The following is a 12,124-nucleotide window of genomic DNA, read 5'->3' on the forward strand; positions in this document are numbered from 1 at the left end:
CTGTCTTCTCCCGACCCTTAGCCGATATGCGCCTTGTAGCCGGCCTCATCCATCAGGCCTGTAAGCTGGCCCTCGTCGGCGAGTTTCATTTTCCAGAGCCAGCCGTCACCGGTGGCTGCCGAATTGACCAGCGCAGGATCGCCCGAAAGGGCTGCGTTCGCCTCGGTGATCTCTCCGTCGGCCGGCGCATAGACATCGGAGGCGGCCTTGACGGATTCGACGACGACAGCGACGTCGCCCTTCTTCACCGCTCGGCCTGCTTCCGGCAGTTCGACGAAGACGAGGTCGCCCAGTTGCTCCTGCGCGTAGTCCGTGATGCCGACGGTCGCGACGCCGCCCTCGACGCGGATCCATTCGTGGTCTTCGGTGAAATAGGTTGTTGCCATGAGAGCTTATCCTTTGCGGTAGCGGTGAGGCGTGAAGGGCAGGGGGTGAATCCCGACCGGGATCTTGGTGCCGCGGACGTCGGCAAAGAGCTTTGCGCCAGAGGCGGCAAGGGCGGCGGTCACATAGCCCATGGCGACCGGATGCGCGGCCGAGGGGCCGAAGCCACCCGAGGTTACCCGGCCTGCCGGCTTTCCGGCCTCGTCTGTCAATTCGGTGCCGGCGCGAACCGGCTGGCGGCCTTCCGGCTTCAGGCCGACGCGCTTCTCATCGGCGCCTTTTGAGATGGCATTGCGCAGCGCCTTGGCACCGACGAAGCCGCCAGCGGCGCGCAGATCCTTCGGGATGGCCCACATCAGGCCGGCCGCGACGGGGTCGATCTCGGGCGTGATGTCTTGGCCGTGCAGGCACAGGCCCGCCTCGAGTCGCAGGCTGTCGCGCGCGGCAAGACCGATCCACATGGCGCGTTCGTCCGACAACAGCTTTGCCAGGAGGTCGCGCGCATCCCCTTCGGGCAGCGCGATCTCGAAACCGTCCTCGCCGGTATAGCCCGAGCGGCTCATGAACCAGCCGGGCCTCCGCTCGACGCCATGCATGAAGGTCAGCGCACCGGTATTGACGCCGGCCTTTGAAAGCACGTCTTCTGCCTCGGGGCCCTGGATGGCGAGGAAAACCCGGTCGAGCGGCTCGATAACGGCGTCGAAATCCTTGCCGAGAGTGCGCAGATTGGCTTCGTCGGCCTCGGCGTTGCCGGCATTGGCGACGACCATGAAGCGCTCGGGGCCGAGCCGCGTGACGATAAGGTCGTCGATGATGCCCGCCGCCTCGTTGAGGAAGAAGGTGTATTTCGACTGCGACGGCTTAAGCGCGGCGGCGTCAAGCGGGCAGGTGCGAGCAAGCAGCGCCGCAGCCTGCGGGCCGGAGACCGCAAACAGCTTCATGTGCGAGATATCGAACAGCCCGGCATGCTCGCGCGTGTGCAGGTGTTCCTTCATGACGCCGGCGGGGTAGGTCAGCGGCATCGACCATCCGGCAAAGCCGCCGAATCGGGCTCCCGTCTGCTTGTGCAAATCGTCGAGTGGGAGTGTCTTGGTTGCTTCGCCCGTCATGTCTTCTCCAGAGTCGCACGCAATCGGCCGCTGTAGCGACCAGTCCGTGCCCCTCTGTCGGAAGCCTGAGAGACTCGCGCGACCGGAACTCTGTCGGTAGCGCTTACACCTTCGGCGCGGGGACCAGCCCCGACTTTCCAGAGTGTCTTCCTGTCTACGGTTCTTTTGCCTGAGAGATTTCGGGCGATTTCCCCTTCGGCGGCAGCACCGTGCTGCTCTCTCCCGCAAACAGTTAGGGCCCCCGAAAGAGCCCTCGACGACTCAACGCTAGCCCAAGCTTCAGGCTTTGTCACCTGCCATGGTTGTGAACCATTCGCTAACCAAGCACCTTTGCGGTTTCTCAAAACAGTCCTGTTAGCCTCGCGGAACGGTATTTGAACGTCGGCAGTTGTCCGGCGGCACAAAAACAGGGGACTGGCTATGACTGCATTGACCTCGTCGGGGCTGCTTGCCGGCATCGAATCACGCAACCGGATCGACGCGCAGGACGTGCAGCTCATGCGCCGTGAAGCCTATGGCGACGGCACGATTTCCCGCGCCGAGGCCGACGCATTGCTGCAGCTTAATGCGGCTTGCCCCGACCAGTGCCCCGAATGGCACGCCTTCTTCGTCGAGGCGTTGACCGATTACATCGTGCATCAGGAGAAGCCGGCCGGCTACATCTCCGTCCAGAACGCGGAATGGCTGATCGAGGGGATATCGCGCGACGGGCTCGTGCGGTCTCTGAACGAACTCGAACTCCTGGTCCGTGTACTGGAAGTCGCGAAATTCTCGCCGGAGCGGCTGGTCAGATTTGCGCTGGAGCAGGTCAAGCAGGCGGTCGTCGAGGCCAAGGGACCGCTGATGATCGGTGGCGAGCTCGTGCCGGGCCTGGTCGGCGCGACGGAAGTCGAACTGCTGCGCCGGATCCTCTATGCATTCGGCGGCGACGGCAACATCGCTATCACGCGCTCCGAGGCGGAAGTTCTGTTTGAAATCAACGACGCCACGGCCGATTCCCGCAACGATCCCGCCTGGAACGACCTCTTCGTCAAGGCTATCGCCAACTTCGTGATGTGCACGTCCGGCTACGAGGCGCCGACCCGCGAGGTGGCGTTGCGCCAGGAGAATTTCTTCGACCGTGCCGATGCCGACATCTCAGGTTTTTTTGCCCGGATGGCGTCGGGCGGAGCGCGCGGCATGCTCGCCGCTTACCGCCTGCCGACTGATATCGACTCCGACTGGGAAGCGCGCAACCAGTGCAACGACGCAAACAAGCGCCGCGCCGAACGCATCGACAATACGGAAGCCAAGTGGCTGGCCGAGCGCATCGGCCGCAATGGTCGACTGCACGACAACGAGCGTGCCCTCGTCAAGTTCATCGAGCAATCCTCGCCGTCGATCCACCCGGATCTGAGGACGTTGCTCGAGAAGGTTGCCTGACGCCCGCCGGGCTCAGGCGGCGCTCAGCCGATCTATGTCGGTCTGAAGCCGGTCGATGATCTGGCCGGTCTCGGCATGCAGGTGCCTGAGGCGATCGATCTGCGAGTTCATGGCGGCAGAATCGTCGCTCGTCTCGGTGTCCGAGGGCGCCGTGCCCACGCCATGCAGAATCCATGACAGGCTGACCTGCAGGATGCCCGCCAAAATGGTCAGTCGGTGCGACCCGGGCTGGCTGCGATCGCTTTCCCAGGCGTTTATGGTCGCCATCTTGACGCCGAGACGCCAAGCCAGTTCCTTGACCGTCAGGCCGCTGGCATCCCGTGCGCGGGACAGTCTTCCGCCGATCGTGTCGAGATCTGGCTTTTCCTCATAGATATTCGTGGCGTCGGACACCCGATCTGCCTCCATTGTTTGTCGTGTTGCTGGCCCCGATGCTGAATCGCTCAGGGGAAGGCAGAACATAGGCGCTGCCCGGCGCAATGGCAAGGAAGGGCAAATAATGACGAAAAAACAGGTGATTGCGGAGAAATGTGAATGAAAATCGCAAAAGCCGTGGCCGGTTCCCGGACGTGCCAGAAATCGACGCTTGTTGGAGGCCGCCTGTCGCCGGCTCCAGGCTGCCAATCGCCGGTTTGACTGCTGCTTCATGGCCTGTCTGCACTTGCCCAAACGCTTGCTTGCTTGCATGCCGGGCGAACTGGTAGGCCAGCAGGAGAATGGGGCTCAGAGACTTTTCCTTTGCCGGCGCGGCCGGCGACCCGGCCGAGCTGAAGGCCGAGAAGTTCGCGATCTTCCTGGTCGCGATATGCTGCTGCATAGCCGGCTGTATCTGGGCGGCGATGTACTATGCCTTGTTCGGCCCCGGACTGACGCCGCTGCTTCCCCTGGTCTTCGTCCTTGCCGTCGGCGTCTCGCTGGTCGTCGCCCATGTCACCGGCAATCACCGCATCGCGGCCTATTCGCAGATCGTCGGCATCATTGCCCTGACGGCGGTCGTGCAATGGCATGTCGGCGGCATCTTCGATTCCGGCTTCGTGATGGCCTGGGCCTTTTGCGGCCCAATCGTCGCACTGATGTATTTCTCGGTCAGGGAATCGGCCTTCTGGCTGGTCCTTTACCTGGTCTGCATCGCCATCACCGGCGCTTTCGACGATCAGTTCGCCGTCGACCGACTGGTGATCGCCGACGAGACGAGGACGCTGTTCTTCCTGATGAATGTCGGCTTCTCGTCGGTTGTCGTGTTCGTCTTCGCCAGCTTCTTTGTCCAGGGCATGCGCCGCGAAAGGGAGGAATCCAATCGCTTGCTGCTCAACATCCTGCCCGAAAAGACAGCCCGGCAGCTCAAGTCGAAGGGCGGCACGATCGCGGAGCGGTATGACCATGTCAGCATCCTGTTCGCCGACATCGTGAATTTCACCGCCTATGCGCGTGAAAGGCAGCCGGAGGAGATCGTGCAGACCCTGAACAGGATTTTCACGATGTTCGACCGGCTCGTCGACGAGGAGGGTCTCGAAAAGATCAAGACGATCGGCGATGCCTACATGGTCGCCGGCGGGCTCTCCGAGCGCTGCGAAGACCACCCGCGCAGGATGGCCAGCCTGGCGCTGGACATGATGGCAAGCATGGAAGGCCTGCAGCGCGATGGCGCGCCCTTCATGCTGCGCATCGGGCTGCATATCGGCCCGGCCATCGCCGGCGTGATCGGCAAGACAAAATTCGCCTACGACCTGTGGGGCGACGCTGTGAACGCCGCAAGCCGCATGGAATCAACCGGCGTGGACGGCAGGATCCAGGTCAGCGAGGCTTTTCGGCAGTCGGTTGGCGACGGCTTTGCCTTCGAGGAGCGGGGTGGTGTCGAGATCAAGGGCAGGGGCCGGATGCACACCTATTTCCTCACCGGCAGGGCCTGAGCCTCGCTCGGGAGTTCCTCAGCTCCCCAGGCTGACGGCAACGTTGACGGCAGCCGCGACCAGCACCGTGTCGAAGAAGAACGAAACGACGGCATGCAGCATGTTGAGCTTGCGGATCTGCGTCTTGGTCACCGCGACGTCTGACGTCTGGGCCGTCATCCCGATGACCAGCGAGAAATACAGGAAATCATAGCCGCCGGGTTCGTCGTCGCCCGGAAAATCCAGTCCGCGCCGCGGCTCCGCCTTCTTGGCCCCGGCGCCGGTGTCCGGCCCCGGACGCCAGTAGAGATAGGCGTAGTGATGCGCTGCCATTGTGTGGATGGTGAGCCAGCCGAGCGCCACGGAAGCGAGGGACAGGGTGAGTTCCCACCAGGCTGGCTCTCGACCCCTGTTGAGGATCAGGAAGAGCGAGCCGACCGACACCATGACCGCGGCGAATGTCACGGCGACGATCAGCCAGGTCGGTTCGTCCTCGTTGGCGGCGTTATGCTTGAGGAACGCCGCAGTCAGTCGCGGCAGCTTCAGCAGTTCAAGCAGCAGATAGACGCAGAAAAGGACATTGGCGCATAGTTGCACCGTGGCCTGCGGGGCAAGCCAAAGGCCGACCGGCAGAATGGCCAGCGCGCCGGCCGCCGCTGCGTAGAAGGTCATGTAGCGTCGATGGAGCACGGACCGCATGCGCGCAGGATTACCATGCCGAGGCGGCAACCCGCGAACGATAGTTGATGCCTGTGTCAGCCTTCGGCGGTCCTCAGCGCCCGGCGCACCGCCTGGTCGAGCGCCGACAGGAAGGCCGAGCGGTCGCGCGGCGTGAAGCCGGCATTGTAGCCCTTGCTTTCGCCGGTCTCGCGCAAATGCTGCTTGAGGTCGCGCATCGCCACCGCCATGCCGATGCTTTCGGTCGTGAAGGGCTTGCCGGTCATGCCGATGACATGCGCGCCACGCGCCACGGTCCGGGCCGCAAGCGGGATGTCGGCGGTGATGACGATGTCGTTCTCGCGGGCATTCTCGACGATCCAGTCGTCGGCTGCGTCCGCACTTTTGGATACCACGACGTTGCGGATCATCGGGTCGCGCGAGGGGCGCAGGCCGCCATTCGACACGAAGGTGACGACGAGGCCATGCCGCTCGGCGACCTTGATCGCCTCGTCCTTTACCGGGCAGGCGTCGGCATCGACATAGATCTTCGGCGGTTGCTGCGGCATCAGGCGGGCCGGCGCTCCAGGCCAGCCATCAGGAGAACCGCTCCCGGGCCAGCGCGGCCCCGGCGCCGAGCGCCGTCAGCTTGGCCTCGGCAACCGCGCGCGAGAGCGGCGCCATCCCGCAATTGGTGCAGGGATAGATGCGCTCGGCATCGGCGTGCTTCAGCGCTTCTGCGATCGTCCCGACCACCTGTTCGGGCGTCTCGATATTGTTGGTGGCGACGTCGATGACCCCGACCAGCAGGTCCTTGTCCGGCAGCAGCGAGATCAGCGAAATCGGCACGTGCGAGCCGGCGCATTCGAGCGACACCTGCTTTATCGACGACGCGTTGAGCGGGGGAAAGATTTCCTCGTATTGCCGCCACTCGGCGCCGAGCGTCTCCTTCCACTTCATGTTGGCGTCGATGCCGTAGCCGTAGCAAATGTGCACGGCGGTGGTGCAGGTCAGCCCGCGCGCGGCGCGCTCCAGCGCGGCGATGCCCCATTCCTTGACGTCGTCGGTGAAGACATTGAACGCCGGCTCGTCGAACTGGATCGTGTCGACGCCCGCCGCCTGCAACTCGTGCGCCTCCTCGTTGAGGATTTCGGCGAACGCCATCGCCATGTCGGCGCGCTTGCCGAAATGGCCATCGGCCAGCGTGTCACAGATCGTCATCGGGCCGGGCAGGGTGAACTTCAGGCCCTTCTTCGTGTGGGCCCGGCAAAACGCCGCCTCGTCGCGGTGCACCGGGCGAGAGCGCTTCGGCACGCCGGTCACGGTCGGCACGTCGACGACATAGCGGTTGTTGCGGATGCCCATCTTGGTCTTGAGGTCCCAGTCGATACCCCCGACGGTTTCGAGGAAGCCGTGCACGAAATGCGTACGGAACTGCTCGCCGTCGGTAAGAATCTCGACGCCCGCATCCTCCTGCAGCTTCATCCAGATGAGCGCCGCATCGCGCTTTGCCTGGTCAAGCTCGGCGCCGGACTGCGTCCATTTCGGCCACAGCTTGCCGGTCTCGGCAAGCCACGAGGGCTTGGAGAGGCTGCCTGCCAGAGTCGGTCTGAAGAGCATTGTCTATCCTCCCTGGCGCGCCAGCATTGCCTGCCGTCGCTCGAGGCTCTCCGGTGGCCAGTACTTGCTGCGCTGATAATATTCCTCGACCGACGGCGTGTCCGGCGGAAGTTGGACCCACGGCAGTTTGGTCGATGTGAAGATGTGAATGTCGGGCGGCAGCCGCGCCGGTTCGTCGAGCGTGCCGACCCGGACGAAGCTGACCGCTTCGCCGGCTCCGGCATAGTGGCTCCACAGCGCGATGCGGCAATGGGGGCAGCGCAGGATCGCCTGGCCCTTGCCGCTGGCGCTCGGCGTCATGACGCGCTCCGCCTCGCCGGAGATGCATTCCAGTCGGTCGCTCTCGATCATCGCGTTGACGGCGAAGGCCGAGCCCGTTTCGCGCTGGCAGCGGGTGCAGTGGCAGCAATGGACGAAGAGCGGCCGGCTGGTCATCCGGTAACGGAGGAGCCCGCAGCCGCAGCCGCCTTCGTACGTCTCGGACATCTCAGTAGACCACCACCGAGCGGATGCTTTCGCCGGCATGCATCAGGTCGAAGCCCTTGTTGATGTCCTCGAGCGGCATGGTGTGGGTGATCATCGGGTCGATCTGGATCTTGCCCTCCATGTACCAGTCGACAATCTTCGGCACGTCGGTGCGACCGCGCGCGCCGCCGAATGCGGTGCCCATCCAGGTCCGGCCCGTCACCAGCTGGAACGGACGCGTCGAAATCTCCTGGCCGGCGCCGGCAACGCCGATGATGACCGACTTGCCCCATCCGCGATGTGAAGATTCAAGGGCTTGGCGCATGACCTTCGTGTTTCCGGTGCAGTCGAACGTGTAGTCCGCCCCGCCGATCTGGTCGGCGCCCCGCTTCGTCATGTTGACGAGATGGGCGACGATGTCGCCGTCGATCTCCTTCGGGTTGACGAAATGCGTCATGCCGAAACGCTCGCCCCATTCCTTCTTGGAGTTGTTGAGGTCGACGCCGATGATCATGTCGGCGCCGGCGAGCCTCAGCCCCTGGATCACGTTGAGGCCGATGCCGCCGAGGCCGAAGACGACAGCAGTCGCGCCGATCTCGACCTTGGCCGTGTTGATGACCGCGCCGATGCCGGTGGTGACGCCGCAGCCGATGTAGCAGATCTTGTCGAAGGGCGCGTCGGGGTTGACCTTGGCCACCGCGATCTCGGGCAGCACGGTGAAGTTCGAGAAGGTCGAGCAGCCCATGTAGTGGAAGATCTTGTCCTTGCCGATGGAGAAGCGGCTGGTGCTGTCCGGCATCAGGCCCTGGCCCTGGGTGGCGCGGATGGCGGTGCAGAGGTTCGTCTTGCGCGACAGGCAGGACGGGCACTGGCGGCATTCGGGCGTGTAGAGCGGGATCACGTGGTCGCCCTTCTTCACGCTGGTGACGCCGGGCCCGACATCGACGACCACGCCGGCACCCTCATGGCCGAGAATGGCCGGAAAGATGCCTTCCGGGTCGGCGCCGGACAGGGTGAATTCGTCGGTGTGGCAGATGCCCGTCGCCATGATCTCGACCAGCACTTCGCCGGCCTTGGGACCTTCGAGGTTGACCTCCATGATCTCGAGGGGCTTTCCAGCGGCGACGGCAACGGCGGCACGGGTCTTCATGCGTATTTCTCCTGAACGGTTTGCGGCGGAAGGTTTCAGGATTTGCATCCGGTATCAACCCTGTGAGGATTGCGTCTGGTCAATTTATGCCGGTGCCCTCCTGTGCGACAGTGCGCTGATGTTGATCAATCTCGCTTTGGGCACGCTGGTGATATCGGCCACCATCGTGGTGCACACTTTTGGACTTATCGCAGTCACCCGCTTCATGGGCTACGCGACGGCGCGTTTCCCCATGCACCGGCATCGCAGTCGCGTGGTGGCGATGGTGGCGACCGTCCTCGGGCTGTTTGCCGTCATGACGACGGAGGTCTGGCTCTGGGCGCTCTGCCATTACGCGTTGCGCGTGGTGCCGGACTTCGAGACGGCGCTCTATTTCTCGCTGGTGACCTTCTCGACGCTCGGCTACGGCGATGCGGTTCCGGCGCCGGAATGGCGCATTTTCGCCGGGCTGGAAGGAGCCAACGGCTTCCTGCTGATCGGCTGGTCGACCGCTTACCTGGTAGCGGCTGGCGTCCGGATCGGTCCGTTCCGCGCTGGCGAGCACTTCTGATGCCCTCCGACCTTCGGCAGGCTTGAGTGGCCCGTGCTAAGCCCCTAACCTAGAGCTTCAAGGGACCTTCACGCATGTTCAAGAAAATCCTGATCGCAAACCGCGGCGAGATCGCCTGTCGCGTCATCAAGACCGCAAGGAAGATGGGGATTGCCACCGTCGCCGTCTATTCCGACGCCGACCGTGACGCCGTGCACGTCGAGATGGCCGACGAGGCGGTGCATATCGGACCGGCTCCTGCCGCGGAGAGCTATCTCGTGGCGGAGAAAATCATTCAGGCCTGCCGCGACAGCGGCGCCGAGGCCGTGCATCCGGGCTACGGCTTCCTGTCGGAACGCGCTTCCTTCTGCGAGGCGCTGGAGGCCGAGGGCATCGTCTTCATCGGGCCCAAGCCGAAGGCAATTCGTGCGATGGGCGACAAGATCGAATCGAAGAAGTTCGCCAATGCCGCGAAGGTCAGCACCGTGCCGGGCTGGCTCGGCATCATCGAGGACCCAGCGCACGCCGAAAAGATCGCCGGCGAGATCGGCTATCCGGTGATGATCAAGGCCTCGGCAGGCGGCGGCGGCAAGGGCATGAGGATTGCCTGGAATGCCGGCGAGGTCCGCGACGGCTTCGACCGCGCCCGGTCCGAGGCGAAGAGCTCGTTCGGCGACGATCGCCTGTTCATCGAGAAATTTGTCGTCGATCCGCGCCACATCGAAATCCAGGTGCTCGGCGACGCGCACGCCAACTGCATCTATCTGGGCGAGCGCGAATGCTCGATCCAGCGCCGCAACCAGAAAGTCGTCGAGGAGGCGCCCTCGTCCTTTCTGGACGAGGCGACACGCCGGGCGATGGGCGAGCAGTCGGTCGCGCTGGCCAAGGCCGTTGACTACCAGAGCGCCGGCACGGTCGAGTTCATCGTCGACTCTCAGAAGAACTTCTATTTCCTTGAAATGAATACGCGATTGCAGGTCGAGCATCCTGTCACCGAACTGATCACCGGTGTCGACCTGGTCGAACAGATGATCCGCGTTGCCGCCGGCGAGACACTGTCGATCGCGCAGGCCGACGTCGGCCTGAACGGCTGGGCGATCGAGAGCCGGCTCTATGCCGAGGACCCCTACCGCAACTTCCTGCCATCGATCGGCCGGCTGACGCGCTACCGGCCGCCGGAGGAGGGTCGCTCGGGCGACACCGTCGTCCGCAACGACACCGGCGTCACCGAGGGCTCGGAGATATCGATCTTCTATGATCCGATGATCGCCAAGCTCTGCACCTGGGCGCCGACGCGCGCTGAGGCCATCGACGCCATGTCCGATGCGCTCGACAGTTTCGTCGTCGATGGCATCCAGCACAACATGCCGTTCCTGGCGGCGTTGATGCGCCATCCTCGCTGGCGCTCTGGCGACATCTCGACGAGCTTCATCGCCGAGGAGTATCCCGACGGTTTCGAGCCGATTGTCCCCGCCGACGCCGACAAGGCGGTGCTGACGGCTGTTGCCACGGCGGTGGAACTGGTTCGCCGTGACCGGCTGGACCGGCTGAGCGGCCGCCTCGCGCCGCATTCGGGCGCCATGAAAACCGACTGGGTTGTCCGGCTGGGCGATGACTATCTGCCCGTAGCGCTCGAGGGGAAACCGTCGCTTTCGCCGTTCAAAGCCGGCCTGAAGCTCAATGGCGGCGAAGCGGTGCGGGTCCAGTCGGACTGGCGCTCCGGCGAAGCGGTATGGCACGGCGAGATCGGCGGCCGAAGGATTTCGGCCCAGATCCGTACCCGGCTTAACGGCATCAGCATCGCCTGGCAGGGCATGTCGGTCGAGGCGCGCGTCATGCTGCCGAAGATCGCCGCGCTCGAGCAGCTGATGCCGAAGAAGCTCCCGCCTGACACATCGAAGCTGCTGCTCTGTCCCATGCCCGGGCTGGTGGTGTCGATATCCGTGGTCGAGGGCCAGGAGGTCAAGGCCGGCGAGACCCTGGCCGTCGTCGAGGCGATGAAGATGGAAAACGTGCTGCGCGCCGACCGCGACGTTGTCGTTGAATCGGTCAACGCCAGGCCGGGCGACAGCCTCGCGGTCGATGCCGTCATCATGGAGTTCGCGTGAGCCAGTTGACTGCCGCCCGCCCGGCGGTGCTGTTCGACCTCGACGGGACGCTGACCAATCCCTTCGTCGGCATCACCCGCTCGCTGCAGCACGTGCTGGAGAAACTCGGCCGCATCGCGCCGCCGGCCGAAGAACTGGCCTGGTGCATCGGCCCGCCAATCCAGTCGAACATCGGCGTCCTGCTCGACACCGATGACGGGGCGCTGATCTGGCAGGGTGTCGAGTTCTATCGCGAGCGCTACGCCACGCACGGCAAGTTCGAGAACGAGCTGATCGACGGCATACCCGAGGCGCTTTCGACCCTTGCCGAGAGCGGCGTCTTCATGACCGTCGCCACCTCGAAGCTGAAGAGCTTCGCCGGCGAGATCGTCGACCATTTCGGGCTCGCCGGCTACTTCGATGCCGTGCATGGCTCCGAGCTCGACGGCAGCAATGCCGTGAAGGCCGATCTCGTCGCGCACATACTGGCGACCGAAAAACTCGATGCCGGGCGCGCCGTGATGATCGGCGACCGCTCGCACGACGTGGTCGGCGCGAATGCCAACGGCGTCGCCTCGATCGGCGTTCTGTGGGGCTTCGGCGACCGCAGGGAACTGCTGGATGCAGGCGCGGATCATATCGCCGAGAAGCCGGCGGACCTGTCTGCCCTGATAGGCGCTGCGCTCGCCCGCGGTTGACGGCGAGGCATCGGCTTTTCCTGCGGACGGCTCATATTGGCGCTTAGAGGAACGGGCGGAATCGGGTAGCTTGGCCCGGTCGTCGAAAATCCGAAAGACCAGCTTGAACCATGG

13 protein-coding genes and 1 riboswitch are annotated in these 12,124 nt (G+C 64.2%); of the genes, 5 read left to right on the plus strand and 8 right to left on the minus strand.

What is annotated here, in order from left to right; genetic code table 11:
- Positions 1–17 precede the first annotated feature (17 nt).
- Positions 18–386 carry a glycine cleavage system protein GcvH gene (gene gcvH / locus ACT2BZ_RS18655; protein WP_457936754.1) on the minus strand — a complete coding sequence of 123 codons (369 nt, stop codon included), beginning with the start codon at positions 384–386 and terminating at the stop codon, positions 18–20.
- Positions 387–392: 6 nt separating this feature from the next.
- Positions 393–1,493 carry a glycine cleavage system aminomethyltransferase GcvT gene (gcvT, locus tag ACT2BZ_RS18660; protein WP_457936756.1) on the minus strand — a complete coding sequence of 367 codons (1,101 nt, stop codon included), beginning with the start codon at positions 1,491–1,493 and terminating at the stop codon, positions 393–395.
- 147 nt (positions 1,494–1,640) lie between these two features.
- Positions 1,641–1,728: riboswitch (glycine riboswitch) on the minus strand.
- A 185-nt stretch (positions 1,729–1,913) separates the two neighbouring features.
- Here gcvT and ACT2BZ_RS18665 point away from each other — a divergent pair.
- Positions 1,914–2,915, plus strand: a complete 1,002-nt coding sequence (locus tag ACT2BZ_RS18665) for a hypothetical protein (protein ID WP_457936757.1) — start codon at positions 1,914–1,916, stop codon at positions 2,913–2,915.
- A 12-nt stretch (positions 2,916–2,927) separates the two neighbouring features.
- Here ACT2BZ_RS18665 and ACT2BZ_RS18670 read toward each other — a convergent pair whose 3' ends face one another.
- Entirely contained in the window at positions 2,928–3,563 is a 636-nt protein-coding gene (locus ACT2BZ_RS18670; RefSeq protein ID WP_457936759.1) for a helix-turn-helix domain-containing protein, read from the minus strand.
- A gap of 68 nt (positions 3,564–3,631) precedes the next feature.
- On the opposite strand from ACT2BZ_RS18670, the gene ACT2BZ_RS18675 reads away from it, so the two are divergent.
- Positions 3,632–4,825, plus strand: a complete 1,194-nt coding sequence (locus ACT2BZ_RS18675) for an adenylate/guanylate cyclase domain-containing protein (RefSeq protein WP_457936760.1) — start codon at positions 3,632–3,634, stop codon at positions 4,823–4,825.
- Between the two features lie 18 nt (positions 4,826–4,843).
- Here ACT2BZ_RS18675 and ACT2BZ_RS18680 read toward each other — a convergent pair whose 3' ends face one another.
- Genes ACT2BZ_RS18680 through ACT2BZ_RS18700 form a run of 5 tightly spaced genes read right to left on the minus strand, consistent with a single transcriptional unit; the run spans position 4,844 to position 8,696 of the window.
- Positions 4,844–5,503, minus strand: coding sequence for a DUF1345 domain-containing protein (locus ACT2BZ_RS18680; protein WP_457936762.1), 660 nt, complete (start codon positions 5,501–5,503; stop codon positions 4,844–4,846).
- Between the two features lie 56 nt (positions 5,504–5,559).
- The gene (locus ACT2BZ_RS18685; protein ID WP_457936764.1) at positions 5,560–6,030 is read right to left on the minus strand and encodes a YaiI/YqxD family protein; all 471 of its coding nucleotides are present in this window, start codon (positions 6,028–6,030) and stop codon (positions 5,560–5,562) included.
- 28 nt (positions 6,031–6,058) lie between these two features.
- The gene (locus ACT2BZ_RS18690; RefSeq protein ID WP_457936766.1) at positions 6,059–7,081 is read right to left on the minus strand and encodes a methionine synthase; all 1,023 of its coding nucleotides are present in this window, start codon (positions 7,079–7,081) and stop codon (positions 6,059–6,061) included.
- 3 nt (positions 7,082–7,084) lie between these two features.
- A complete protein-coding gene (locus tag ACT2BZ_RS18695) occupies positions 7,085–7,567 on the minus strand; it encodes a GFA family protein (RefSeq protein WP_457936768.1) in 483 nt (160 codons plus the stop codon).
- A gap of 1 nt (position 7,568) precedes the next feature.
- Positions 7,569–8,696: an S-(hydroxymethyl)glutathione dehydrogenase/class III alcohol dehydrogenase gene (locus ACT2BZ_RS18700; protein WP_457936770.1), complete on the minus strand. Its 1,128-nt coding sequence runs from the start codon at positions 8,694–8,696 to the stop codon at positions 7,569–7,571.
- A gap of 118 nt (positions 8,697–8,814) precedes the next feature.
- Between ACT2BZ_RS18700 and ACT2BZ_RS18705 the strand changes: the two genes are divergently transcribed.
- From ACT2BZ_RS18705 to ACT2BZ_RS18715, 3 genes are all read left to right on the plus strand, one after another.
- Entirely contained in the window at positions 8,815–9,246 is a 432-nt protein-coding gene (locus ACT2BZ_RS18705) for a potassium channel family protein (protein WP_457936772.1), read from the plus strand.
- A gap of 74 nt (positions 9,247–9,320) precedes the next feature.
- Positions 9,321–11,333, plus strand: coding sequence for an acetyl-CoA carboxylase biotin carboxylase subunit (locus tag ACT2BZ_RS18710; RefSeq protein ID WP_457936773.1), 2,013 nt, complete (start codon positions 9,321–9,323; stop codon positions 11,331–11,333).
- Positions 11,330–12,010, plus strand: a complete 681-nt coding sequence (locus ACT2BZ_RS18715; RefSeq protein ID WP_457936774.1) for an HAD hydrolase-like protein — start codon at positions 11,330–11,332, stop codon at positions 12,008–12,010. The genes ACT2BZ_RS18710 and ACT2BZ_RS18715 overlap by 4 nt, the downstream gene beginning before the upstream one ends.
- Positions 12,011–12,124 lie beyond the last annotated feature (114 nt).

It is taken from the genome of Mesorhizobium sp. 10J20-29 (assembly GCF_054130485.1).